The sequence below is a fragment of the Enterococcus plantarum genome, assembly GCF_001730295.1.
In the GTDB taxonomy this organism is placed as follows: domain Bacteria; phylum Bacillota; class Bacilli; order Lactobacillales; family Enterococcaceae; genus Enterococcus_L; species Enterococcus_L plantarum.
The window spans coordinates 79,125-103,712 of sequence record NZ_MIKA01000045.1; the positions used below are offsets into that span (position 1 = coordinate 79,125).

A 24,588-nucleotide genomic window follows, 5' to 3' on the forward strand; every position below is an offset into this window, starting at 1 on the left:
CTCTTCATTTTTTGTAAAACGTTTACATTTCGGGAAAAGTGTAGCACAAAAAATTCTTTAAACACAAGTGCAAGGAGCTCTCAGCAACAATATAGGTAGAACTTTCATTTCGTTTGGTTTTAATTGAAAACTTTCTCAAGACAAAAAGAGACCCACTCTTTGGGGAAGAGTGGGAAAAAGGAGTTAAAAAATGAAAAAGTGTTTTGTTAGGGTTGTTTGTTGGTATACTTATATAATAAAGGCAAAATATGAATTTTTTATGATTAAACTTTTTATAAAGTAGCACTTTTTTACAACGAAAATAAGAATTTATACGTTAAATAGTTATTCTACTCCGTGAGTTCTATGATTTCTTGATGGATTCTTAACCTTTTCTACATAAAAAGAAAAGAAAAACGTGTTAAAATAGGCAAAACAAAATTTATGTGCATTATTCATGCTAAAGCCGTATGAATAAGAGTAGCTTTCTATGTTAAAATGGCTTAGAAACTTTTATATAAAGAGGGAGCACTATGGACGTTAAAACAATTATGGGAAAAATAAAATCTGGTTTCCAACGCTTTTGGACGTGGATCAAACCGTATCTTGTTCGTTTTCACTATTGGAGAAAGCGGATTTGGAAGAAATATCAAATTAATAAAATCATTTTACTTTTAGGTTTGGTAGCTGTTTTAGTAACTAGTATCTATCTATTTACTTTAGCAAAATCAGCGAATGTCGGTGCGTTGAAGGCCGGTCTAGAAGAGTCAACGGTTATTTATGATAAAAATGGAGAGCAGGCTGGAAAATTATTTGGTCAAAAAGGGACTTTTGTCACCATAGATCAGATTTCACCATTCGTTAAAGATGCCTTGATCTCAACTGAGGATCGAAACTTCGAAACACATCATGGGTATGATATCAAAGGACTTTTACGAGCAGTAGTTGGAAAGTTGAGTCTTGGTATGATAGGTGGCGGTGGTGGTGGTAGTACCATCACACAGCAACTAGCTAAAAATGCCTACCTGACGCAAGAGCAAACTATGACACGTAAAGCGAGAGAATTATTTTTAGCGATTGAAATCGAGAAAAAATACGATAAATCACAAATTTTAGAAATGTATCTCAATAATTCATATTTTGGTAATGGGGTTTGGGGAATTGAAGATGCCTCTCACAAATATTTTGGTGTTAGTGCCAGTGAATTGTCAGTCGGCGAAGCAGCCACTTTGGTCGGAATGTTGAAAGGCCCTGGAATCTACAACCCACTAGATTATATTGACAATGCAGTAAATCGTCGTAATACGGTTTTACAGTTGATGGTCGATAACGGGAAATTATCCCAAGGTGAAGCAGATGCGCAAGCAGGAGTCGAGATGGCTAGCTTATTGAATGACAATTATTCTGATCAAAATTCAGATTATAGATATCCGTATTACTTTGATGCAGTCATCGATGAAGCGGTCAATCAACATGGCTTAAAAGAAGAAGATTTATTGAATAAAGGCTATAAAATCTATACAGCATTAGACCAAAACTATCAAAAAGCGATGGAACAAACCTATGCGAATGACGCCTTATTCCCGCCAAATGCAGAAGATGGCGCAATGGTGCAAAGTGGTTCTGTTGCGCTAGATCCAAAGACAGGCGGAGTTCAAGGGGTTGTAGGTGGACGTGGCGAACATGTATACCGAGGATTTAACTTTGCGACTCAAACGAAACGGTCACCAGGGTCATCCTTGAAACCAATTTCAGTTTATACACCTGCATTAGAATCAGGAATGAAGCCCAATAGTATTTTAGAAGATAAACCACAAGAGTATTATCCTGCTGAAAACTACAGCCGCACAAACAGCGGTGAAGTGACGATGTACCAAGCGTTAGGTGAAAGTTTGAATCTCCCAGCCGTTTGGACGTTGCATAAAATTGGGTTGGACAAAGGCTTTGAAAAAACAGAAAAATTTGGTATTCCTTTAGCCCAAGAAGATAAGTATTATGGATTGGCTTTAGGGGGCTTGAAAACGGGTGTTTCTCCGTTAACGATGGCAAATGCTTATAGTCCATTTGCCAATGGCGGTGTTCAGTCAGAAGCGCATTTGATCAACAAAATCGTTGACTCTACGGGAGCGGTCATCGTTGATAATACGAATGCTAAAACGAAACAAGTTATCACAAAAGATACCGCAGACCAAATGACGAGTATGCTTTTAGGCGTATTCAGTTCAGGAACTGGGATGAATGCTGATCCAGCAGGCTATGTCATGGCTGGGAAAACTGGAACCACAGAAACGAACTTTGACACCGATAAAACGAATGACCAATGGGTTGTCGGATATACACCTGATGTGGTAGTCGCGACATGGTTAGGCTTTGAACAAACGAGTGAAAGTCATTACTTACAAGGTAGCAGTGCCACGCATGCTTCGACTGTTTTCAGTAACCAGACGCAAGGAATATTACCTTATACGACACAAACACCATTTACTGTAGCGGATGCTTATGCTACAGGAGGCGTCGTGCAGCCAGCAGGTGAAGTACCAACTAATGATAATAGCGATGCCTGGAAAGACAGTGTCAAAGATATTGGCGGTCAAGTCAAAGAAGGTGCGAAAGATATCGGCGGCAAACTCAAAGAGGGCTGGGACAATGCGAAAAATGGTCTTAAAGACTTTTTGGGTGGTTTAACAGGAGAATAATCGGTTTGAAAACGAATCAAAGAATGGTACAATCAAAGAGAAGAATCTATAGAAACGAGGGAGATTGAATGAGTAATATTTATGATACAGCCAATCAAGTAGAACGCGAAATCCGCGAAATGGAAGAATTTAAAGCCTTAGAACAAGCGTATGCAGATGTAAAAGCAGATGAAGAAGCGTACAAATTATTTAAAGAATTCCAAACGTTCCAACAAGGACTACAAGAAAAACAAATGCGTGGTGAGGAATTTTCAGAAGAAGATGCTGAAAAAGCTCAAGCTTTGGCAACGGAAGTTCAAAAAGCAGAAGTCATCAATCAATTGATGCAAAAAGAACAAGCATTTAGCCTGATCGTGAATGATTTAAACCGTATTATCATGACACCGATTCGTGATTTATATAACGATTAAGAGCTAAATAGAGAAGGGGTTAAAGATAGTGGACACGGAATATCTTCCGCTATCTTTATCCTCTTTTTTTAGTGGATTACACTAAGGGGAGAGACTGCACTTATTTCTGGCACTAAAAACACATAAAATGTCAAAAAATCTCCCAAATTCGGTAACTTTAATGATATAGTAATACTAAACGAAAAAAGAATTGGGGAACAAATTGTATGATTGGTATTTATGATTACACAGTTATTCTAACTTATGGAAATGCCATTTTTTCTATAATCGGAATGTATTTAGCGTTAACGCAGCATATCGTTGAAGCAATTTTTTGTTTAGTCCTTTCTGGGATTTGTGATATGTTTGACGGATTCGTCGCAAATCTTAAAGAGCGTACAAAAAGCGAGATGTGCTACGGTATTCAAATCGATTCACTTGCTGATTTGATTAGTTTTGGGGTTTTCCCAACAGTTCTAGGTTATGCTTCAGGACTGACACAAGGAATTTATTTGCCATTATTTGCATTTTATATTTTAGCTGCTTTGATTCGATTAGCCCACTATAATGTAACGGAAATGGAAAGAAAGGAACAAGCCGACGGATGCCGAGAATATTACGAAGGGCTGCCGGTAACAAGCAGTGCAGCATTGATTCCGTTGTTATTTTTTGCTGCGGGTCGTTTTCATATAGCAATCACACTTGTTTATCCAGCGGTGCTGTTGATTATCGGATTCTTATTTATTTCAAAGGTAAAAATCAAAAAAGTCGATCCTAGAAAATTAGCTTTCGGAGCCTTAGTTGGCGCTGTTGTTGCTTTTTTTGTTCGTTAAATTGTTCAAAGGGGAAAATAGATGGAGAAGCACTTTAAAACAAAGCCTATCAATGAAAATGATAGCTGGTCATTAAACTTTTTATATAAAAATCCGATTGGACGCTTTATTCTAAAAGGACTCATCCAACCACCGCTTACAAAAGTGGCTGGGGCTTATTTAAATAGCTCGCTTTCAAAAGCAATGATCAATCCGTTTATTCAGAAAAACGAGCTTCAAATGGACGAGTATGAACCGATGGTCTATCGTTCATTCAACCATTTTTTTATGCGTGAAATCAAACCTGAAGTACGTGTTTTGTCCCAAGAAAAGACAGTGTTGAGTGCGCCTTGTGATGGCAAGGTCACAGTCTATCCAATCAGTGCAGACCAAACATTCAAAATCAAACGATCAGAATATGCTCTGTCGGAGTTACTTGATAGCACAAGCCTTGCCCAAGAATGGCAAGGCGGCTGTGCTGTCATTTTTCGTTTAACACCAGATGATTATCATCATTATTATTATATTGATGAAGGAACTATTTTAGCGCAGCAGGAAATAGCGGGAGTGTTTCATACTGTACAGCCGATAGCAGTTCATAATGAACCGGTCTTTTCGAGAAATGCAAGAGAAGTTACGATTATCGAAACGAACCACTTTGGGAAAATCGCTCAAATCGAAGTCGGTGCTCTAATGGTTGGGAAGATCAAAAATCTGAAAAATTCAGGCGGTTGTCAGCGTTTTGAGAAAAAAGGCTGGTTTGAATTTGGTGGCTCAACAGTAATCTTGCTATTCCAAGAAAATCAAGTGACGATTGATCCGGACATTTGGTCAAATACCGAAAATAATCTCGAAACAATCGTGAAATTCGGACAAATCGTGGGTAAAAAAGCTGGAGGACAGGCATGAATAAATTAGTATTTTTACTTATCGGAGGATTATTCCTCTTGAGTAATTTTTACATCGGGAAACTATTTTTGTCCATACTTGAACAGTTTTCATTTTTTAAGTATTCATTTATTGTATGGGTCATCATTAGCGTATTTTCGATTGCATCGTTGCTGACGATGTTCTTATTTGATGCAGATGTGGGCGGTATTGTCGGGAAAATGGGTAGCTACTGGTTATCATTTTGGTTTTTATCGTTGGTTATTTTTGGTTTGACAGACTTGATCTTAAAAATTACTAGAAAAATCACTCTGCTTCATTCAAAGACCGAACTGATGGTTTGGGTAGGGGCGGCGTTACTGGTTTTTGTGCTATTTTGCTATGGTTCATGGCAGGCGCAGCAAATCAAGACGGTGAGTTATCAAGTGGTGATCAATGAACCAACCAATCAGCAACAGAAAAAAATCAATGCTGTGCTGATCAGTGATTTGCATTTAGGGTATGTCAACGACGTGAAGAAGTTGGGCAAAATCGTGAATAAAATCAATCAACTACATCCAGATATTGTGTTTATTTCAGGTGATTTATTTGATGGAAATTATAATGCATTACAAGATCCACAAGGGATGGAGAAAGAATTCAAACGTCTTTCGTCTACTTACGGAACGTATCTATGTTGGGGCAATCATGACGCTGGAGAAACGTTTGAGAAGATGAGAGCACTTGTTGAGGCGTCAAACATCACGTTACTTGAAGATGAAATGACCGTGGTAGGTGAAGAGATTTTAGTGGTCGGTAGAAAAGATAGTCGGCCGATTGGATCACAAGATGGTGGTAGAAAAAGCATGCAAGAACAATTCAAAAAAGTAGGCAACAAACTTCCAAAAATCATCTTAGATCATCAACCTTCAACGATTGAAGAGTATGAGCAGGCGAATGAATTGATTCTTTCAGGACATACACATCAAGGGCAAATTTTTCCATTTAATCTAGTTACAAAAGCGTACTTCACTGTGGATTATGGCTATTATCGTAAAAATAAAAATAGCCCCCAAGTCATCGTGTCTTCTGGTGTTGGGACATGGGGCCCGCCGATGCGAATCGGAACGCAAAGCGAAATTGTTCAAATCGAGATTTTAACAAACTAAGATAGAGCGAATAGAGGCTGGAACGAAACTCATAGAGTTGGATTTCAGTCCCTTTCTTTTTTATCTCTTCAAAAAAATAAAAAACGAACAAATTTTCGTATATTTTTACTGACCGCTTCTTAATAAAATGATATGATTAAAGAAAACAATTAGGGCGAATAGGAGGATCTAATGAAAGTATTGCATACGGCAGATTTACATCTGGATCGGTCTTTTGAAGGCCTAAAAAATAGTCCAAAACAAATCGTTGAAAAACTACAACAAGCGAATCACGAAGTAATCACAGCGATTGTTGATATAGCACTAAAAAATCAGGTAGATGCAGTGATTTTTGCTGGGGACACATTTCATCAAAGTCGAACTTCGATCCGAACACAAGCTTACTTTATTGATGAAATGAAGCGGTTGGATCAAGCGAAAATTCCTGTGATCATGTCATTTGGAAATCATGATTATTTTGTAGCTGAGCGCTATTGGTTTGATTTTCCGAAAAATATGTCCCTTTTTCAGAAAGAGCAAGTCGAGACACATTATTTTATGACAAAGAATCAAGAAAAAGTAGCCGTCACAGGATTTAGTTATGAACATCCTTGGATCAATGAAAATAAACTAGCGACTTTTCCCACTAAGGATTCATCGGTAGACTTACATATCGGAATTTATCATGGTGATACAACGAATAATGGTCAGCAGAATTATGCACCATTTTCATTCAGTGAGATGAAAAATAAGGGGTATGATTATTGGGCATTAGGGCATATTCATCAGCCGCAGGTAGTGAGTGCAGCCCCCTTGATCGTCTATCCAGGAACACCGCAAGGACACACGAAAAAAGAACGAACAGTTCAAGGGGTCGCTATCGTATCAATAGAAGCTGGGCATGCGACGGTTCGATTTGAATCGGTAGCTCGAGTCAGTTGGCAAGTGGAAAAGTATTCATTGCGACATGCAGGAAGCTTACAAGAGGCATTGGTTATTCTTCAGGATCTTCTGTTAAAGAATGAACTGAACCAAGGACAGCTGGTTTTAAAAGAGATCCAATTAGCAGATACACAGCATTTAGGTGAAGAATTTCGTCTCTCTTATGAAAATGGAGAATTACTTCAATATCTACAAGCAACGCTAGTACAGCAAACAAATCAGGCAATATATTTATTTCGAGTAGAGGTATTGAACAACAATCTGGATAAAAAGGTTGTGATCACTGCAACACCAGAGTTGTTGAATCAACTAGAAAAAATCTATTTGCAACCAGATATATTCTCAAATACGTTACAGGAACTGACGCAAAATCCGCTATTTTCTTCAGTTGTACAGATTAATGAAGAGTGGCGTGAGCGCAGTCTTGAACATGCCGATCAAAAGATCAAGGAAGATTTTGTCATTCAGGAGGATCAGCCATGAAACTCATTGCAATAGAACTTGTTGGATTTGGTAAATGGCAACAACATAAAATTGAGTTTCTACCAAAAAATCAATTATTATTTGGTGCAAATGAAGCTGGAAAATCAACGATTTATCAATTTATTCAAGCAATGCTTTTTGGTTTTCCGGCCAAAGGAAAACGAAAAAAAGATTATCAACCGAAAAATGGTGCAGCCTATGGAGGGCGTTTATGGTTTGCTCATCCAGTTTATGGAGAAGTGCAAGTAGAACGTTTCAAAGGGCAAAATAAAGGACAAGCTAAAGTGTATTTTGATGATCAAATAGGAGACGAGGCACTGCTGGAAAAGATGATTCATCCACTAACGAAAGAGTTATTTCAGTCAGTCTTTACTTTCCAACAGGAACAACTTAGCCAATTAGAAAAATTAAATGAAGAAGAACTGCAAACCTCGTTGCTTTCTTTAGGTCTGTCTGGAAGTCAGCAACTATTATTGAGCAGAGAAGATTATTTTAAGAGTGCTCAAACGATTTATAAAGGCAAAGGCAGTCAACCACCATTAAATCAAAAATTGCATGCTTACCAAAAACTACAACAGCGTATCAATGACAAAGAACAGCAAGAGAGACCTTTTCAACAATTGAATGTAGAACTATCAGATACGGAGCATCAGATTGCAACACAACGTCAAGCGGCTCAAGAAATTAAGAATCAGCTAGCGCTGGTTGAAAAACAAGTAATGAATTTACCTTTATACGAAGAGCTGCAATCGATCGAGCAAGTCAAAACAACTGTTCTATTAAAACCAGAAGAGCAAGAGGAACTGCTTGCCATCTACCAGCAGCATCGCTTTTTGAGTGAAGAACTAACTCGTTTGAATCAAGAGATTGCTGCGCAAAGTGAGACAGAGGATCATAATGAGGACTATCAGTTTTATTTAAAAGAAGAAGAACAGATTCAGCAATTACTGAATCAACGATATGATATTGATAAATTACTTTCTGAAATCAGTTGGATGACCCAATCCTTACAGCAAAATCAGCAAGAAATGTTTCCTTTAGAAAGACAATGGGGTTGGAATTCAGAGACACCTCCGCAACTATCTTTTGAAGAGCAGGTGGTCAAGGAGATGAGAGAGGAAATCGTTGCCCGAGCAGTCAAATTACAGACCACTCAGACTGATTTACAGTTGTTGGAAGAAGAAATTACGACACGTGAGGACAATTTAAGCACGTTTGAAACAATCAATAAAGAAATGTTTCGGAAAAATCATCGTCAACCTAAAAAGGCAGTTAATTTTGTTTTTTGCGGATTTGCAGGAATTATTGTATTGCTGAGTTTCTTTTTACCCGTACCAATTCGGTATGGCGCATTCTTTTTAAGTGCAGGACTTTTGATTGCAGGGGTATTACCGCTCTTTCATCAACCCAAAGATAACTATGAAAATGAAAAACGGCAATGGCAAGAAAAGTTATCACAATTGGATTATTTAAATGATCAATTAGTAAAAATAAAATCGGAAATCAAAAAAATTCGTGAAGAAGAAACAGAAATGGCACGATTTATTGCTCAAAAAGTGAAGGAAAACAATTTAGGGCGTATGGATCAAGTCGAGTTTTGGGTGACTCATCGTACCGATATTACCCGTTATTTGATTTTGCGCAATACAAATCAAGAGCTTGAACATCAGTTGAAAGAGGATCAAAAACGTGTAACAGTATTAGCAGAACAAACTGAACGCTATACAGCACGCCTACCGATCGCTGGAACATCATTGGCGGAAAGAATCCGTGTAATCAGTAACTTTGCGGATAAAATGGAGAAAGTGCGTTTTGCCCAAGAATATCAGGCAGATGCTTATTCACGTCAGACGATTCGCGAAGTCAAAGAAAAACAGCAGCAAGTGATCGACCAAGCTAGACCCTTGTTACAACGGTTCCAGATAGGATCAATCAACGAGATTCCAGAAATGGTTCAAAGCTACCAAAAAGCTACAGCTAATCACAAACGAAAACAAGAACTACAAACAATGCTAGTAGGCTTATACCCTGATTCGAGTGAGCCAAAACAATTCCCATCCTCACAAAGAGAATTGGCACAAAGCCTTGATGAGATAGAAGCGTGTATCCAACAATTGCAGGAAAAAGAACAAAAAATTCTTTATCAGCGGCAACAAATGTTGTCTGATGGCACGCTAGATGAGCTTTATCAGGAACAGACCGAGCTGAAAACAGAAATCGAAGAACTTGCTTTAGATTGGTCAGCTTATCAATTGTCTGGTCAGTTATTAATGGATCTGTTAAACGAGTTATCAGAAAAACAACTACCGAATTTATTAAAAAAAGCGACGGATTATTTTAAACTCTTGACCCGAAATGCGTATCGAGGAATTCAATTGCATGAAGAGCAATTGATCGTGATTCGTGAAGATCAGCAACGGTTTATGTTGCACGAACTATCTACAGGTACTAGAGATCAAGTTATTATGGCTGTTCGTTTTGCGTTTCTTTCTTTACAAGAGCAGCGTAATTTATGCCCGATTATTATAGATGATGGCTGGTTGCATTACGATAGTCAAAGAAAAGAACAACTAGCACAACTATTTGCCGTTTTTTCGGAACATCAGCAAGTGATTTGTTTTTCTTCTGACCAAGAAATGGTAAGCTATTATAAAGAGTTAAAACAACCGATTATTGAACTAGAAGGAGCATAAGTATGAAAAAAATCCGTGAACTGTCTGTAGATGAGATGTTTGAATTATTTCTGTTGATCAAAAATGCTGATGTACGCGTAGCAAAAAATGGCAAAAAATTTATTGCCTTTACTTTTCAAGATACGTCAGGTACGATTGATGGGAAATATTGGGATGCTTCAGAAGAAGAAATCAGCCGTTTTACAGCTGGAAACGTTATTCTTTTAAATGGGAAAAGAGAAGTATATCAGGGAAATCCCCAAGTAAAAATCATTCATATGCGTGTTGCGCGACCAGATGAGCCTTGTCAGCCAACCCTATATATGGAAAGAGCACCATTGAAACGAGAAGATATGGTTGAAGAAATCAATCAAACGGTATTTGAAATCACCAATGCACATTGGCAACGAATCGTTCGCTATTTATTAACGCAGTACCAAAAAGAATTTTTTGATTATCCAGCAGCGAAACGGAATCATCATGCTTTTGCAAATGGCTTAGCATACCACACAGTTTCTATGCTTCGTTTAGGGAAAGCAATCTGTAAAGAATACAATGAATTAAATGCAGCACTACTTTATTCGGGTATTATTTTACACGATTTGGGAAAAGTCAAAGAATTGTCTGGAGCTATGACCACTGAATATACCCTTTCAGGAAATCTGATCGGTCATTTAGTTCTTGTAGATGAAGAAATTACGAAAGCTTGTATTGCGTTGAAAATCGATGAGAATGATGAAGATGTGATTGTGTTACGTCATATGGTTTTAGCACATCATGGTTTATTGGAATACGGGTCACCTGTTCGCCCACGAATCATGGAAGCGGAAGTATTGCATCAAATCGACAATATTGATGCATCAATCCAAATGATGTTAGGCTCAGTCCGTCAAACAGAACCAGGACAATATACTGATCGTATCTTTGGGTTAGACAATCGTAGTTTTTATGTGCCGAAAGATATTTAAGTAAATGAGGCGGGAGATAAGAATGAATCAATCCGTGGTAGCGTTATGGACACAATTTAAAAATCAATATGGAATCACGCATGATGAGTATCAAGCTTGGGCTTTTGGCAATTCTTCGAAGATGGCCGATGAACTGTTAGCTCATGTTCTCAGAAAAGAAAAGACTGGTACGTCGTCTTTACATCTTTTGTATGAACAAGGTTTTGAAGGGTAGAAGTTACCAGAAGTTGGGGATTATAGTGTGCTGTTGGATGGCAATGACCAAGCACAAGCAATTATTTGCACAAGAGTAGTCGATATTCTACCTTATTCTCAAATCTCCGAAGTGCATGGCTATCTAGAAGGCGAGGGGGATCGGACATTACAGTATTGGCGCAATGTCCACCAACCGTTTTTTGAACAGGAGTTACAGGTGAATGGGCTACCTTTCTCTGAAGATATGTTGATTGTTTATGAACTTTTTGAATTGGTTTTTCAAAATAGTGCACAAAAAAAGAGATGACTATCATCTCTTTTTTGTTGTGCTTATTTAGAAGATTCTTCTGTTTTGCTTGATGAATCTTTAGATTTTTCAGAGTCGCTTGATTTAGATTCTTTTTCTTTAGAAGAAGATTCTTTTTCTTCTTTCTTAGAAGAATCGCTTGATTTAGCTGAATCTTTTGTTTCAACTAAGCCGGCTAAAACATCTTTAAAGGCATCATCTTTGATTTTAACGTTTGCTTCAGTTAAAACTTCTGATGTCACTTTTTGAGTGAATTCTTGATCGTTTTGTTTTGCTGTTTCAGCAATTTCTTTCAACTCTTTTTTGTAAGGAGTCATGTCATTGCCTTTTTCTTTGTTTTTAATCATTTTTACAATAGTGAATGTTGATTGGTAACCAGTTGCATCAGTTGCTTGGATTGGTTCAGAAACTTCACCGTCTTTTAATTTGAAAGCAGCTGTTTTAACTGGTTCAGAAATTGTTTCTGTTTGAGAATCAAATTTCACTTTGCCGCCGTCTTTTTTAGTGGCTTCATCAGTTGATTTTTCTTTAGCGATTTTAGCGAAGTCGCCACCATCATCTAATTGTTTTTTGATTTCTTTTGCTTCGTCCTCAGTAGCAACTTGGATAATTTCTGCTTCAACTTCTGGGTGGAAAGTTTCCCAAGCAGCTTTTAAATCAGCATCAGTAATTTTGATGTGTGCTTTGATCCCAGCTTGATAAGCTAAGCTTTGTTTGATTTGTTCTTTATAGCTTTTCTCTGTAAGACCAGCTTGTTTTAATTGATCCGCAAAGTTTCCGCCTTGGGCTTCAATACTTTTCTTAGTTTCGTCAAATTTAGCTTGAACCTCTTTGTCTGAAACATCTTTGCCATATTTTTGATCAAATACTTTGAAAATGATCATTTGTTGAACTGTTTGTTGGCTTTGTTGACTTGATTTGGTTTGGTTGTAGAAATCATCAACAGTGATTGTGCCACCTTTCATTGTTGCGATGTCTTGTGAACCACCTGTACAAGCAGCTAAGGCGAAAATACTGAACATACCTGCTGCAGCTAAGATTAATTTTTTCTTCATTCTTGTAAGCACTCCTAAGTTTGTTTTATTTTTTATTATGTAGAAATAATTTCTCACGGTTATAACTATAACACACTATGTTTCATAAAAGAAATACGTAAGCAATAGTTTCGAAAAAATTTCGAATTTAGGACACAATTTCATCTATAAAAACGGAGGGTTTTAAAAAATTAAGTCTAAATTTCGAGTTTTACTGGGGAATAAAGCCGAAGAAAGGAAGGAAAGTAAAAAAAGGGTGTGTAACCAACGTATAGTTCACGTAGGTCACACACCTTAAAGACTTCCTCTCAAAAGTGATTAATCTTTTGACGTTGCCTCAGGTAATTCCTCTTGGATTTTTTCAACTTGTTCTTGGATTTGGTCTAAACGTGGCTCTGCTTGGAACATGAAATTTTCAACGTCTTGATTGACACCATCGATGAATGGCTCGATATACATATCAGCAGCGGCTTGGAATGCCTGCGCTGATTCTTTGAATTGATCTAATTTTTCAGTAAAATCCTCTTTTAAATCAGACCAATCTTCTAGTTCATCGACAAATTTTTGACGAGTAGCCTTACCACTTCTTGGGGCAAAAAGTAACCCGCTAGCAGCACCAACGACAGCTCCGAATAACATTCCTTTAGAAAATTTTCCCATTATTGTTCCACCTGCTTCATGATTTTTTCAGCTATTTCCTGCATTTCTTCAGAAGAATAGGTTTCCTGATTATTGCCAAAATGAATAGAGAAGTCATCTGTTTTCCCATAACGAGGTATTAAATGGATATGAGAGTGAAAAACAGATTGATAGGCTAATTCTTTATTATTGTTGATAATGTTTAATCCTTGCATTTCTGGAAATGCTTTTTCCAAAGCTCTCGCTACTTTAGGAACACGAGCAAAAACGTCGCCTGCAAGGGCTAGATCATACTCAAAAATGTCAGTTACGTGTTCTTTAGGAACAAGTAAAGTATGGCCTTTGGTCACTTGAGTAATGTCTAAAAAGGCGTAAACCTTGTCGTCTTCATAAACTTTATAACTTGGAATTTCCTGATCAATAATCTTGCAAAAAATACAATCTGTCATGGTTTCCCTTCTTTCTTTTTGTTGTTTCTTTTACTTTACCATACCTTGAAATTTATTTGGGAGGAAAAGTTCATGAATCCTTCAAAAAGTTCGTGGTATAATAGAATCATGATAAAATAAGTTGGAGGAAATAAAATGAGTTTAATGATCGAACATTTAACAGGAGGCTATGGCCATATTCCTGTATTAAAAGATATTAATTTTGAAGTGAAATCAGGCGAAATGGTAGGCTTGATCGGTCTAAACGGTGCTGGCAAGAGTACGACGATCAAAAACGTGATTGGTTTATTAACACCCCAAAAAGGAAAAATTTCCATCGATGGCGAGACGTTGAAGCAACAACCGGAAAGTTATCGAAAAAAAATTGGGTATATTCCTGAAACGCCTTCTTTATATGAAGAATTAACCTTGCGAGAACATATTGAAATTACTGCAATGGCGTATGATATCCCGATTGAAGAAGCTTTTAAACGGGCAGATACATTATTAAAAACCTTCCGTTTAGAAAATAAACTAGACTGGTTTCCCGCTAATTTTTCAAAAGGGATGAAACAAAAAGTCATGGTTTTATGTGCTTTTTTGATCGAACCGAGTTTATATATCATTGATGAACCATTTTTAGGCCTAGATCCTTTAGCGATTCATGCGTTGTTAGAATTGATGGATGAAATGCGCAATCAAGGAGCAGCCATCTTGATGTCAACGCATATTTTGGCTACTGCTGAGCGCTATTGCGATCGTTTCGTTGTCTTACATGACGGTGAAGTTCGAGCAGTAGGCTCAATGGAAGAGTTACGTGAAGAGTTTAGTTTACCTGGTTCTTCATTAGATGATATTTATATTGCACTGACAAAAGAAGAAAAGGTGGGTTAATATGTCTGGATTTTTTGGCATTCGTTTAGCACGCCATTTGAAAAAAATGATGAAATATATGCGTTATGTGTTTAATGACCATTTTATATTGGTTTGTGTTTTTCTATTAGGTGGATTGGGTTTTTATTATTCTCAAGTATTAAAAACATTACCGGCAAATTTTGTTTGGGGCAGACCGATTATCTTAATTTTTTGGCTAGCGTTGTTGCAAATCGGCCGCATTGCTACATTAGCAGAAGAGGCGGATAAAGTTTTTATTTTACCGAAAGAGCCCGAAATGAATCGTTATTTGAATCGTGCTATTCGTTATTCTTTCTGGATACCATTAGTCGCGTTATTCTTGCTAGGCGGTATGTCAATGCCGTTAGTCGTAGTTTCGACAGGGTGGGCTTTTTCAACATTTTTCTACTTTATTGTGATGTTAGGGATTTTGAAGGCCGGTCATTTGCGGTTACAAAAATATGAGCTGTACCAAATTTCTTCAAGAGAATATTATTTGTGGTTTCTCCTATGGTTCATCACAAGTTTAGTCGCAATTGTTCTTAGTTTATATGTGGTACCTATAGCAGGACCACTTATCGCATTAGTACAGGTTGTTTTTTTCTATATACTATTGAATAAAAAAGAACAAACTGTATCGTTAGATTGGGAACGAATGATTCAAAAAGAAAAAAATCGGATGCATCGAATTTATCAATTTATCCACTTATTTACAGATGTACCAGAAATTTCCAGCAGTGTAAAACGTCGGAAATTCCTAGATCCGTTATTGGGAAAAATCAAGAAAACAAGCCAAAATACCTATTTATATCTTTATGCCCGTAGTTTTTTAAGAGGCTCTGAGTATAGCGGATTATTTATTCGTTTGGTATTGGTTGCTGGAGTGATTCTATTTTTCTTGAAAGAATTTTGGATTTCGATGGGAGTATCTGTTTTATTTGTTTATCTGATCGGCTTTCAGTTGATTCCAATCTATACGCAGTTTGATTATATGGTGATGACCCACCTTTATCCCGTGCCAGACGGTCAAAAGAAGCAGGCTGTGAGTAAACTTGTAACAGTGTTATTACTTGTAGCAGCTCTTTTGTTCAGTGTCTTTGTTTTGATTGCGTTACCTGATCTTAAAGAGGGGCTAATGGTGGTAGTTGCGTTGATTGTTGAAGTTTTGTTATTTGCTAAATTTTATGTTCCTTATCGGTTGAAGAAAATGGAGGGCTAATCATGCATATTTTATGGAATGATCAAATTGTTGAACGAGAAGCAGTAAAAATTGATATTGAAGATCGCGGCTATCAATATGGAGACGGTCTGTATGAGGTGGTGCGCGTGTATAATGGTCATCTATATATGGTAGAAGAACACCTGGATCGTTTATGGCACGGTGCTGAAAAAATTAGAATGCACTTGCCTTTTACAAAAGAAGAGTTGACCGCTAATTTAAAAAAATTAGTCGAACTTGAAAGGTTCAAAGAAGGAAAGCTTTATTTTCAAGTAACGAGAGGCATCGATTCACCAAGGAATCATGCGCTGCCAGATCCTGAAAAAGTCAAAGGAGTTTTAACGGCCAATTATAGACCGTATGAACGTCCAGTGGAAAAAATGGAAGAAGGAATCACCGTTGCTGTAGTTCCGGATACACGGTGGTTACATTGCGATATCAAATCATTAAGTTTATTGGGGAATGTTTTATCCTTAGATGAGGCTCGCCGTCAAGGGTTTGATGATGCAGTGCTTGTACGTGATAACAAAGTGACGGAAGCATCAGCTGCCAATTTCTGGATAGTGAAGGATGGTACAGTTTATACACATCCAGACGGTCAATTGATTTTACCTGGCATCACTAAAATGAAAATTATCGAGTTGGCAAGAGAAATGGGCATTAGAGTGAAAGAAGAAGCAGTTTCAGAAGAAGAATTGTTTACGGCAGATGAATGTTTTGTATCTGGATCGCTAACCGAAATTGTGCCTGTTATAAAAGTAAATGATCATATCGTAGGAACAGGAAAACCAGGAGAAATCACTAAACGATTGCTCAATGCCTATATTACCAGTGTCGATACAGTATGCGGAACGTCAAAAAACAAAGGTGAACGTTAAAAGAACAAGAGAGATGCTTGACGTTAAACGCTGTGGAAGATAAAATGATACTTACTGTAATTAATTATTAGAAGTTGTTAGGATAGGAGATAATTTCCATGGCATTTCAGTTGGATAAGGAATGGCGCTTGCAGCCAATAAAAGGCGCAACTGGCCAAACTTTCATGGGTATACGTGCGACTGAAAGAGTATTTATTAAACGAAATACTTCTCCTCTTTTGGCTGCATTGTCTAAAGAAGGAATTGCCCCTAAGCTAGTTTGGACGAAACGAACAGTGACAGGCGATATTTTAACAGCACAAGAGTGGCTAGACGGTCAGGTACTCAAAGCCCAAGAAATCGGTGGAAGAAATGACGTTGTGGATGTCCTTTATCATTTGCACCATTCACATATGCTGAAAAGCATGCTAGGAAAAATCGGCGGTCAAGTCCAAACACCTGCGATGATGCTTCAATCATATGGCGAGAGATTGCCTCAAGAACTTCAAAACAATTCGTATCTTGCTAGAGTCTATCGCTATCTGCAAGAAAATATACCAAATTATTCTATTCATAATTATATGGTTGTTCATGGTGACGTTAATCACCGTAATTGGATCGTATCGAATAATTATTTATATTTAGTTGACTGGGACTCAGTAATGATTGCAGATCCAGCTTTAGATTTGGGCATGCTATTAGGTCATTATGTTCCAAGAAGTAGCTGGAATAAATGGCTGCTAGCATATGGTATGCGACCAAGTGAAGAAGCATTGACACGAATCAAGTGGTACGCGTTATTCAATTTTCTACAAGAAACTCTCCGACACTATCAATCAGGAGAAAAAAGAGAAATGAATGCTGAAATCTTGAAGCTGAAACAAGCTTTTGGGTATTAACAGAAGGTTGAGATAGACGTCCAATAACTCCAGCATGTGTCATGTTTAGAAGTTAATGAGATTGAAATGAAGTGTAGTCGTTGCTTCTGTTTTCAACGTTTACTTAAATAATTAGAGGGCAGCACAAGACGATGATTGTTTTGTTCTACCCTCTTAAAATTTGTTAGGGAGAAAGGAAATAAAGAATATGCGAATGAGAAAAAGACCTGGGGCAGCTGAACTTTTGGCTAGTCATCCTGAATTAGTAGTGGATGAACCAGAGAAATGGCAAGGACGTTGGACTGAACGTTTTGGGAATGATCACCCGATTCATATCGAAATTGGCTCCGGAAAGGGACAGTTTGTAGTTGGGATGGCAAAAGCAAATCCAGAAATCAATTATATTGGGATTGACATGCAACTAAGTGTTCTTTCAATTGCGTTAGAAAAAGCCTTGGAAGAAAAACTGCCGAATTTACAATTGCTTCATGTGAATGGAGAAGAGTTAACACAATACTTCGCAGAAAATGAAGTGGACCAAATTTATTTGAACTTTTCTGATCCTTGGCCAAAAACAAGACATGAAAAACGTCGTTTGACGTTTAAAACTTTTTTAGCGACAGATGAAAAGATTTTAAAACCGAACGGAGAAATTCATTTTAAAACGGATAATCGTGGCTTATTTGAATATTCATTAAGCAGCTTTTCGAAATATGGCATGATTCTTGAACAAGTTTGGCTAGATCTACACGCTAGTGAGTATGAAGGCAATGTCATGACTGAGTATGAAGAAAAGTTTTCTGCTAAAGGTCAGCCAATATATCGCGTTGAAGCGAGGTTTCAATCTGAAAACTAAGGATATTTTTATTGATTGGATTGCCCATTGCGAGTTCCTTTTTTTAAAAATGAATTTGAGAAAAAATAACCTATAGAGCATAGAAGCAACAGACGGAAAAAAATAAAATAAGAGCAAACAAAAGCAGTTGAAACACTACACATAAAGATGTATCGTTTCAACCGCTTTTTTAATCTTTGATTCGTTTTACATCAATGACAGTACCGGTAAAGGCGTCGGCAGTAAATTCATATTGCACCATAATCCCATCTTCCAACCGTGAAATGCCGCCATTGTAAGTTTTTGAATGGACAGCAAATTTTCTTAGAGGTTTTTTCTCAAATTCAATCCAAGAGCCTTCAATCGGTCCCTCTTTTAAAAATGCATCCTTAACATTTTCTAAAACTACATCAGCATCTACTGTCCTTTTCTTTTGATACCATAAAGTTGAAGCAATTCCGCTTAATAGGCCAAGACTCACGCCGATTGCCAAGCCGCCTTTAAAATAACTTAATTCATTTTCTTCATTCATGGGGAATAACCTCCGCGTATTTTCAAATGTTTGCCAAAAATCTTCAGCTTTGACTCTATTCTAACACATTGTATGGAAATATCGAAAAACAAAAAACGTGGGCAATTGAAAAAATTTGCGTTATAATGAATGTGAAATCATATGAAAGGAGTATCTGCCATTTTTGTTGAAAAATCATGTTATTTTGAACAAAATAGAACGGTTTATCCTGAAAAATGTAGCAAATAGGAAATCTGGTAGATAATACAACGATGGAAGAAAAAACATTTCAACGCATTAAAGAATTAACAGAGTTACAAGGAACCAGCGGATTTGAAGATGATATTCGTACGTATATGAAAAAAAATATGGCACCATTAGTAGACGAGATTCAATATGATGGTTTAGGTGGGATTTTTGGTCTAAAAAGAACGAAAGAACAAGATGCACCACGTGTTATGGTAGCGGCTCACATGGACGAAGTTGGTTTTATGTTGACACAAATCAAAGAAAATGGATTATTCCAAGTAGTGCCTTTGGGTGGTTGGAATCCATATGTGGTATCAGCGCAGCGCTTTACGTTAAAAACAAGTAAAGGTAATTATCCCTGTATCTCTTCTTCCGTTCCGCCACATTTATTACGTGGGACGAGCGGTCAAAAACAATTAGAAGTAACGGATATTTTATTTGATGCCGGGTTTGAATCAAAAGAAGAAGCGGAAAGCTTTGGCGTTCGTCCAGGGGATTCAATTGTTCCGCAAACGGAAACGATCAAAACGGCTAACGGCAAAAACATTATTAGTAAATCCTGGGACAACCGTTATGGCTGTACCTTAGTCTTAGAAGCCTTAGAAGCGTTGCAAAATGAACAATTAGGCCATACGTTGATTGCTGGCGCAAATGTGCAAGAAGAAGTTGGACTACGTGGCTCTAAACCTTCTGTGCATAAATTCAATCCAGATTTATTCTTTGCAGTAGATTGTTCAGCGGCCGATGATATCCAAACGAAAAAAGGAACCTATGGACATCTGGGTGAAGGAACGTTGCTACGTATTTATGATCCAGGTATGATCACGTTACCTCGCGTACGCGAGTATCTATTAGATACCGCAGCAACCCACAACATTCCATATCAATATTTTGTTTCTAAAGGTGGAACCGATGCAGGTGCCGCACATACAACAAATAATGGTGTACCAAGTACAGTGATCGGTGTTTGCGGACGATATATCCATACACATCAAACCATGTTTAATATCAAAGACTTTGAAGCAGCCCGTGAAATGCTGATTCAAGTCTTAAAAGGGTTAGATAAAACAACCGTTAATACAATCATTTACGGAAAGTAGAGGAGAACTTATGATTATTCCGACATCTTATGAAGAGCTAGCAGGATACGTTTCAGAAGGAAAAAGTGTTTTCTTTTTCACTGCAGACTGGTGTGGTGACTGTCGTTTTATTAAACCAGTAATGCCTGAAATCGAAGCAGCATTTCCAGCGTTTCGTTTTATTGAAGTGGATCGAGACAAGTTCATGGATCTTGCTTCAGAGTGGACTATATTTGGCATTCCGAGTTTTGTGGTGACCGATCAAGGGAAAGAGTTAGGTCGATTGGTAAATAAAGACCGCAAAACAAAAGAAGAAATCACAACCTTTTTAAAAAGCATCAGTTGAGAGAATAATCGACAGTAGCGAGCCGATTCAAGAGAAAATAAAACAATCGGGAGATGAGGACTGTGTTAACACAAACCTATAAAACTATTTTAGTGGGTGTAGACGGTAGCGATCAAGGGAAATTAGCGTATCAACAAGCAATTGAAGTTGCTAAAAGAAATAATGGTCGTGTGATTATAGCGCATGTGATTGAAAATAAAGTCTATACGATGATGGGGTATTCTTCTTTAAATGATAGTTTGTTAGATCAAGAAACAGATAATGCGAAGGAACTACTAGATGACTGCAAAGCATACGCAAAAAGTGTTGATTTTACTCAAGTGGAAACAGTCATAAATTACGGATCAGCTAAAGAAGTGATGTGCCAAGATTTACCAGAAAAATATGATGTTGATTTGATCATGGTTGGCCAATCAGGATTGAATGCAGTAGAGCGTTTGATGATGGGGAGTGTCAGCAGTTATATCATACGTCAAGCTCCATGTGATGTTTTGATTGTCCATCCTGAGGCAAAAAAGTAACAAAATAGAACATGTAAAATAGGTGAAGCAAGGCGTAACCGTTTTGTTTCACTTATTTTTCTGGAGCAAACAATAAAATATCTAAGGAATTTCATGCAGGGATGCTAATTTTTTGTTAAGATGAGACAAGCAATAGAAATACAGTATCGTTAAAAAGCAGTATAATAGAAAAAAGATAAAATGGAGTGAAAAAAATGATTTTTGCGTATAATAAAGAACACGTCGGTGATGTCTTGATGGTCATCGCTGCAGATGATAAAGGGCAAGAAAACGCTGTGGAACGTAAAGGGAACGTGGCACGAGTATGTGTAGCTGAAGGGAATCAAGTTGTGGCTTGGAATATTTTTGAGGCATCAACGATTGTAGGGAATATTGAAGGCAATGGTCAAGTAGAATTGACCGAAGAACAATTAAAAAAAGTAAATGAAGAACTTGCGAACGTTGGTTTTTCCGAAACGCTAGCCAAAGAAAATAATCCGAAGATGGTCATCGGTTTCGTTAAATCATGTAAAAAACATCCTGATTCGGATCATTTATCTATCACTCAAACAGAAGTAGATAACGGCGAAGTACTACAAATCGTTTGTGGAGCGCCAAATATCAAAGCTGGACAAAAAGTCGTTGTTGCAAAACCTGGTGCTATGATGCCAGATGGTCTGATGATTTGGCCAGGAGTTTTACGTGGTGTAGAAAGTTTTGGCATGATTTGTTCAGCAGGTGAATTACGCTTACCTGATGCGCCAGCGAAAAAAGGAATTTTAGAATTGCCTTTTGATGCAGTAATTGGCGAAGCCTTTCCTGTTGGGAAATAAATGTACCTAAATCTATTTATTAGTTGTTAGGGACTGGAAGAAAACACTTGGTGTTTTCTTCCAGTCCCTATTCATTTATTCTAATTACGCTAAATCTATCTATTAATTGAGAATAGGTTGTTATAAAAACGACTCTTTTTAAAAAGTGATGCCCTTAGATTTGCAACTTATCATTTTTTTAAATAGAATTAAAGAAATAGAAGAAGTATAAAGCATTTGGAAATGGAGGAGATTTTATGCAGACTCGATTTAAGGGGATGATACTTTTTCTTTCATTCATGACGATTTTTTCTGGTTGTTCAAAACTCAATAATAAACACGATTCGGCATTATCAACAGACATAGAGAAACAGCAAGAAGCTATGACGAATGTAACATCTGCCATTTATAAAACATACGAGCAACAGGCTGAAGCAATCATCGGATATTCAGAATTGTATAATTTAGCTGTCGAATCCCAAGAAGGAAAAAGGGAAAATGGCATGTATGTGATACCGGGGTTACTTAGTACAACATCACTTGAAAATAATCAGATAAAAACAATCGTTGAATGCGATTCTATGACACCACAAGGAGTCACGATGGCAGGCGATTACTTACTTATTTCTTCTTATTGTCATGAACATAAACATAATTCAGTCTTTTATGTGCTGGATAAGAATACACATCAGTATATAAAAACAGTGGTTCTTGAAGGCTATCCCCATGTTGGAGGGATCACATATGATCCGATTGCAAAAAATGTCTGGGTTTGCGCTCGCCATAAAGATCGAGCAGAAATTGTTGCGATTCCAATGGACAGTATAGAAAACTATGAATTAAAAAATACGCTTCAACCAATCAAGTACACACAACAAGTAGAACTACCACAAGTAAAAAGAGCGTCAGTCATTACGTATTCAAATAAAAATATATATGTCGGCTATTTTGATAGTCAATCAGATGGCAAGTTAGAACAGTACCCTTTAGATGAAAGAGGGAAAATGACAGGGCAATTGGCTTCGGAGCAAGTAATCCACACAACTATGGATATAGATAAAAGCAAAACAAATGAAACAATCGTTAAAGAGTTACAAGGGATTACGTTTGTTGAAGATAAACTAGTTGTTACTCAATCTTATGGTGCGTTCAAAAACTCTAAATTACTACTATTTAATTATAATACAAACAAAAAAAGTTTTTTAGATAATGATATAGAGAAAGTGGTTGATATGCCGGCTCATGCAGAACAAGTATCAGCAAGTGAAGGACAAATATATGCGATTTTTGAGTCTGCTGCTAAACCTTATCGAGAAAACGAAAAAGTATGGGTTGATCGAGTTTTAAGGATCGATACCAAAAAATTGCTTCAAGAATAATAAAATCACTAAAAAGAATATTTAGTAAAGAGCGAAACATTCTAAGCTAAAATTAACTAGATGGGAAAGTGAGTGTATGACAAAATCGTATGATGTGATTGTTATTGGAAGTGGATTAAGTGGTTTGACGATTGCTTACGGACTAAATAAAAAAGGGTTGAGTGTTGCTATTGTCGAAGCTAACAAGTTTGGTGGCGCGGTTGCAAATTACGGTAGTACTCGAAAAAAAGAGTTGGTTGCTTTTGCAGAGCTAAAACTTACTGCACAGCAACTAGCCAAAACAGGTGCGGTAAATGAACTAACGCCCAACTGGCAGTCAGCTATGGCCTATATAGATTCACTCGAGAACACTGAATCACTAGAGCATGAAACAGCATTGCGAAAGGCTGGAATCGATACAATTTATGGAGAAGCAATATTTGTGGATGAGCATCATATTGAAGTAGCTGGCACTCAATATGAAGGGGAAAAATTTGTGATAGCAACAGGTGCAAAAAGTAGAACATTACAAATTGAAGGTAGCGACTATTTAAAAGACAGTACTGATTTTTTGACGCAAAAAGAGTTGCCGAAGAAAGTAATTTTTATTGGGGCTGGGATTATTGCGTTCGCCTTTATAACCATTGCTGAAGCTTTTGATACAGAAGTGACTGTCATCCAGCATGATGAGCGAGCCTTAGCTGCCTTTGACCAAGAACTTGTTTATAAGCTGATTGAGTTAAATAAAAGTCGTGGAATAAACTATCATTTTGATGAACAGCTTATTGCAGTAAAAAAGAATCGAGACAATTATAGTGCCATAACGGCTAAAGGTATCGAGTATCAAGCAGATGCTATTTATTGTGTTGCTGGTAGAATACCAAATATATCTGATTTAGGAATTGAAAGGATCGGGATTGAATCAGATCAACACGGTATTGTCGTCGATGAGTATCTAACAACCAACATATCAACTATATATGCATGTGGAGATTGTAGTAACACTCCTGTACCAAAACTAGCTACATATGCAGTTTGGGAGGCAGACTATTTAGTCGAACATTTGACCGGAGATGGGCTGAAAAACATAGACTATCCATTATCCGTGATGTCCACCTTTAGTCAACCTAAATTAGCCCAAGTAGGCATCTCAATTTCCCACGCCAAAGAACATCAAGATCTATATAGCGTTGAAACGATTGATATGACTGATTGGCTAGAATATAAAAAAAATAATGACACTATTGCGTTAGTAAAAGTTATATATCAGAAAAGTGATAATAGAATAGTTGGTGCAACTAGCTTAAGTAATCAAGCGGATTTGTTTATTAATTATTTTACAATGGCATTGCATGCGGGATGGACTAAATCAGAGCTGAAAAAAATCATTTTTGCTTACCCATCATTAGCGAACGATGTGTTAAGAGCGTATCATTAAAATAATATAGAAAAATCGATGCGAGTGAAGGAAATTCAATCTTTGAGTTTCCT

General features: G+C 37.2%; 24 protein-coding genes and 1 pseudogene. 21 read left to right on the forward strand and 4 right to left on the reverse strand.

Features of this window, described 5'->3' with window-relative positions; genetic code table 11:
* Positions 1 to 512 precede the first annotated feature (512 nt).
* The 10 genes and pseudogenes from BCR22_RS11330 to BCR22_RS15780 form a co-directional block, all read left to right on the forward strand.
* Positions 513 to 2,675, forward strand: a complete 2,163-nt coding sequence (locus BCR22_RS11330; RefSeq protein ID WP_069654995.1) for a PBP1A family penicillin-binding protein — start codon at positions 513 to 515, stop codon at positions 2,673 to 2,675.
* 68 nt (positions 2,676 to 2,743) lie between these two features.
* Complete coding sequence (locus BCR22_RS11335) at positions 2,744 to 3,085, forward strand: YlbF/YmcA family competence regulator (RefSeq protein WP_069654996.1); 342 nt, start codon at positions 2,744 to 2,746, stop codon at positions 3,083 to 3,085.
* Between the two features lie 206 nt (positions 3,086 to 3,291).
* On the forward strand, positions 3,292 to 3,897 hold the full coding sequence (locus BCR22_RS11340) for a CDP-alcohol phosphatidyltransferase family protein (RefSeq protein ID WP_069654997.1): 606 nt from the start codon (positions 3,292 to 3,294) through the stop codon (positions 3,895 to 3,897).
* A 21-nt stretch (positions 3,898 to 3,918) separates the two neighbouring features.
* Positions 3,919 to 4,785, forward strand: coding sequence for a phosphatidylserine decarboxylase (locus BCR22_RS11345; RefSeq protein WP_069654998.1), 867 nt, complete (start codon positions 3,919 to 3,921; stop codon positions 4,783 to 4,785).
* The gene (locus BCR22_RS11350) at positions 4,782 to 5,912 is read left to right on the forward strand and encodes a metallophosphoesterase (RefSeq protein ID WP_069654999.1); all 1,131 of its coding nucleotides are present in this window, start codon (positions 4,782 to 4,784) and stop codon (positions 5,910 to 5,912) included. Before BCR22_RS11345 ends, BCR22_RS11350 begins: the two co-directional genes overlap by 4 nt.
* 171 nt (positions 5,913 to 6,083) lie before the next feature.
* The gene (locus tag BCR22_RS11355; RefSeq protein WP_069655000.1) at positions 6,084 to 7,316 is read left to right on the forward strand and encodes a metallophosphoesterase family protein; all 1,233 of its coding nucleotides are present in this window, start codon (positions 6,084 to 6,086) and stop codon (positions 7,314 to 7,316) included.
* Entirely contained in the window at positions 7,313 to 10,009 is a 2,697-nt protein-coding gene (locus tag BCR22_RS11360; protein WP_069655001.1) for an ATP-binding protein, read from the forward strand. The genes BCR22_RS11355 and BCR22_RS11360 overlap by 4 nt, the downstream gene beginning before the upstream one ends.
* Positions 10,010 to 10,011: 2 nt before the next feature.
* A complete protein-coding gene (locus BCR22_RS11365; protein ID WP_069655002.1) occupies positions 10,012 to 10,956 on the forward strand; it encodes a 3'-5' exoribonuclease YhaM family protein in 945 nt (314 codons plus the stop codon).
* A gap of 22 nt (positions 10,957 to 10,978) precedes the next feature.
* Positions 10,979 to 11,170 carry an ASCH domain-containing protein gene (locus tag BCR22_RS15775; protein WP_240485883.1) on the forward strand — a complete coding sequence of 64 codons (192 nt, stop codon included), beginning with the start codon at positions 10,979 to 10,981 and terminating at the stop codon, positions 11,168 to 11,170.
* A 15-nt stretch (positions 11,171 to 11,185) separates the two neighbouring features.
* A pseudogene (locus BCR22_RS15780) lies at positions 11,186 to 11,458 on the forward strand (ASCH domain-containing protein); the annotation flags it as partial.
* 23 nt (positions 11,459 to 11,481) lie between these two features.
* Here BCR22_RS15780 and BCR22_RS11375 read toward each other — a convergent pair.
* From BCR22_RS11375 to BCR22_RS11385, 3 genes are all read right to left on the reverse strand, one after another.
* Positions 11,482 to 12,513: a peptidylprolyl isomerase gene (locus BCR22_RS11375; protein ID WP_069655003.1), complete on the reverse strand. Its 1,032-nt coding sequence runs from the start codon at positions 12,511 to 12,513 to the stop codon at positions 11,482 to 11,484.
* A gap of 297 nt (positions 12,514 to 12,810) precedes the next feature.
* Positions 12,811 to 13,152 carry a YtxH domain-containing protein gene (locus tag BCR22_RS11380; RefSeq protein ID WP_083241826.1) on the reverse strand — a complete coding sequence of 114 codons (342 nt, stop codon included), beginning with the start codon at positions 13,150 to 13,152 and terminating at the stop codon, positions 12,811 to 12,813.
* On the reverse strand, positions 13,152 to 13,580 hold the full coding sequence (locus BCR22_RS11385) for an HIT family protein (protein ID WP_069655005.1): 429 nt from the start codon (positions 13,578 to 13,580) through the stop codon (positions 13,152 to 13,154). Before BCR22_RS11385 ends, BCR22_RS11380 begins: the two co-directional genes overlap by 1 nt.
* 135 nt (positions 13,581 to 13,715) lie before the next feature.
* On the opposite strand from BCR22_RS11385, the gene BCR22_RS11390 reads away from it, so the two are divergent.
* From BCR22_RS11390 to trmB, 5 genes are all read left to right on the forward strand, one after another.
* A complete protein-coding gene (locus BCR22_RS11390) occupies positions 13,716 to 14,453 on the forward strand; it encodes an ABC transporter ATP-binding protein (RefSeq protein WP_069655006.1) in 738 nt (245 codons plus the stop codon).
* Between the two features lies 1 nt (position 14,454).
* Complete coding sequence (locus BCR22_RS11395) at positions 14,455 to 15,672, forward strand: ABC transporter permease (protein WP_083241827.1); 1,218 nt, start codon at positions 14,455 to 14,457, stop codon at positions 15,670 to 15,672.
* Positions 15,673 to 15,674: 2 nt separating this feature from the next.
* Positions 15,675 to 16,550 (forward strand): D-amino-acid transaminase, encoded by an 876-nt coding sequence (gene dat, locus BCR22_RS11400; protein WP_069655007.1) that lies wholly within the window; start codon positions 15,675 to 15,677, stop codon positions 16,548 to 16,550.
* A gap of 98 nt (positions 16,551 to 16,648) precedes the next feature.
* Positions 16,649 to 17,428: a phosphotransferase family protein gene (locus tag BCR22_RS11405; protein ID WP_069655008.1), complete on the forward strand. Its 780-nt coding sequence runs from the start codon at positions 16,649 to 16,651 to the stop codon at positions 17,426 to 17,428.
* A 187-nt stretch (positions 17,429 to 17,615) separates the two neighbouring features.
* Positions 17,616 to 18,263, forward strand: coding sequence for a tRNA (guanosine(46)-N7)-methyltransferase TrmB (trmB, locus tag BCR22_RS11410; RefSeq protein ID WP_069655009.1), 648 nt, complete (start codon positions 17,616 to 17,618; stop codon positions 18,261 to 18,263).
* 169 nt (positions 18,264 to 18,432) lie between these two features.
* On the opposite strand, the gene BCR22_RS11415 is transcribed toward trmB, so the two are convergent.
* A complete protein-coding gene (locus BCR22_RS11415) occupies positions 18,433 to 18,774 on the reverse strand; it encodes a PepSY domain-containing protein (protein WP_069655010.1) in 342 nt (113 codons plus the stop codon).
* 251 nt (positions 18,775 to 19,025) lie between these two features.
* On the opposite strand from BCR22_RS11415, the gene pepA reads away from it, so the two are divergent.
* The 6 genes from pepA to BCR22_RS11445 all read left to right on the forward strand — a co-directional run bounded on the left by pepA (position 19,026) and on the right by BCR22_RS11445 (position 24,535).
* On the forward strand, positions 19,026 to 20,102 hold the full coding sequence (pepA, locus tag BCR22_RS11420; RefSeq protein ID WP_069655011.1) for a glutamyl aminopeptidase: 1,077 nt from the start codon (positions 19,026 to 19,028) through the stop codon (positions 20,100 to 20,102).
* Between the two features lie 10 nt (positions 20,103 to 20,112).
* Positions 20,113 to 20,427 carry a thioredoxin family protein gene (locus BCR22_RS11425; RefSeq protein ID WP_069655012.1) on the forward strand — a complete coding sequence of 105 codons (315 nt, stop codon included), beginning with the start codon at positions 20,113 to 20,115 and terminating at the stop codon, positions 20,425 to 20,427.
* A 62-nt stretch (positions 20,428 to 20,489) separates the two neighbouring features.
* On the forward strand, positions 20,490 to 20,948 hold the full coding sequence (locus tag BCR22_RS11430; protein ID WP_111247939.1) for a universal stress protein: 459 nt from the start codon (positions 20,490 to 20,492) through the stop codon (positions 20,946 to 20,948).
* 194 nt (positions 20,949 to 21,142) lie between these two features.
* Entirely contained in the window at positions 21,143 to 21,760 is a 618-nt protein-coding gene (gene ytpR / locus BCR22_RS11435) for a YtpR family tRNA-binding protein (RefSeq protein ID WP_069655014.1), read from the forward strand.
* A gap of 236 nt (positions 21,761 to 21,996) precedes the next feature.
* A complete protein-coding gene (locus BCR22_RS11440) occupies positions 21,997 to 23,118 on the forward strand; it encodes a hypothetical protein (RefSeq protein ID WP_069655015.1) in 1,122 nt (373 codons plus the stop codon).
* A gap of 76 nt (positions 23,119 to 23,194) precedes the next feature.
* Complete coding sequence (locus BCR22_RS11445) at positions 23,195 to 24,535, forward strand: dihydrolipoyl dehydrogenase family protein (protein WP_069655016.1); 1,341 nt, start codon at positions 23,195 to 23,197, stop codon at positions 24,533 to 24,535.
* Positions 24,536 to 24,588 lie beyond the last annotated feature (53 nt).

Excerpts from the sequence above, each read along its gene's own strand:
- BCR22_RS11425 (WP_069655012.1), top strand. The coding sequence starts at position 20,113 with ATGATTATTCCGACATCTTATGAAGAGCTAGCAGGATACGTTTCAGAA.
- trmB (WP_069655009.1), top strand. The coding sequence starts at position 17,616 with ATGCGAATGAGAAAAAGACCTGGGGCAGCTGAACTTTTGGCTAGTCAT.
- BCR22_RS11345 (WP_069654998.1), top strand. The coding sequence starts at position 3,919 with ATGGAGAAGCACTTTAAAACAAAGCCTATCAATGAAAATGATAGCTGG.
- BCR22_RS11395 (WP_083241827.1), top strand. The coding sequence starts at position 14,455 with ATGTCTGGATTTTTTGGCATTCGTTTAGCACGCCATTTGAAAAAAATG.
- BCR22_RS11380 (WP_083241826.1), bottom strand. The coding sequence starts at position 13,152 with ATGGGAAAATTTTCTAAAGGAATGTTATTCGGAGCTGTCGTTGGTGCT.
- BCR22_RS11375 (WP_069655003.1), bottom strand. The coding sequence starts at position 12,513 with ATGAAGAAAAAATTAATCTTAGCTGCAGCAGGTATGTTCAGTATTTTC.
- dat (WP_069655007.1), top strand. The coding sequence starts at position 15,675 with ATGCATATTTTATGGAATGATCAAATTGTTGAACGAGAAGCAGTAAAA.
- BCR22_RS11340 (WP_069654997.1), top strand. The coding sequence starts at position 3,292 with ATGATTGGTATTTATGATTACACAGTTATTCTAACTTATGGAAATGCC.
- BCR22_RS11440 (WP_069655015.1), top strand. The coding sequence starts at position 21,997 with ATGCAGACTCGATTTAAGGGGATGATACTTTTTCTTTCATTCATGACG.
- BCR22_RS11335 (WP_069654996.1), top strand. The coding sequence starts at position 2,744 with ATGAGTAATATTTATGATACAGCCAATCAAGTAGAACGCGAAATCCGC.
- BCR22_RS15775 (WP_240485883.1), top strand. The coding sequence starts at position 10,979 with ATGAATCAATCCGTGGTAGCGTTATGGACACAATTTAAAAATCAATAT.
- BCR22_RS11415 (WP_069655010.1), bottom strand. The coding sequence starts at position 18,774 with ATGAATGAAGAAAATGAATTAAGTTATTTTAAAGGCGGCTTGGCAATC.
- BCR22_RS11355 (WP_069655000.1), top strand. The coding sequence starts at position 6,084 with ATGAAAGTATTGCATACGGCAGATTTACATCTGGATCGGTCTTTTGAA.
- BCR22_RS11405 (WP_069655008.1), top strand. The coding sequence starts at position 16,649 with ATGGCATTTCAGTTGGATAAGGAATGGCGCTTGCAGCCAATAAAAGGC.
- BCR22_RS11385 (WP_069655005.1), bottom strand. The coding sequence starts at position 13,580 with ATGACAGATTGTATTTTTTGCAAGATTATTGATCAGGAAATTCCAAGT.
- BCR22_RS11330 (WP_069654995.1), top strand. The coding sequence starts at position 513 with ATGGACGTTAAAACAATTATGGGAAAAATAAAATCTGGTTTCCAACGC.
- BCR22_RS11360 (WP_069655001.1), top strand. The coding sequence starts at position 7,313 with ATGAAACTCATTGCAATAGAACTTGTTGGATTTGGTAAATGGCAACAA.
- BCR22_RS11365 (WP_069655002.1), top strand. The coding sequence starts at position 10,012 with ATGAAAAAAATCCGTGAACTGTCTGTAGATGAGATGTTTGAATTATTT.
- BCR22_RS11350 (WP_069654999.1), top strand. The coding sequence starts at position 4,782 with ATGAATAAATTAGTATTTTTACTTATCGGAGGATTATTCCTCTTGAGT.
- ytpR (WP_069655014.1), top strand. The coding sequence starts at position 21,143 with ATGATTTTTGCGTATAATAAAGAACACGTCGGTGATGTCTTGATGGTC.
- BCR22_RS11445 (WP_069655016.1), top strand. The coding sequence starts at position 23,195 with ATGACAAAATCGTATGATGTGATTGTTATTGGAAGTGGATTAAGTGGT.
- pepA (WP_069655011.1), top strand. The coding sequence starts at position 19,026 with ATGGAAGAAAAAACATTTCAACGCATTAAAGAATTAACAGAGTTACAA.
- BCR22_RS11390 (WP_069655006.1), top strand. The coding sequence starts at position 13,716 with ATGAGTTTAATGATCGAACATTTAACAGGAGGCTATGGCCATATTCCT.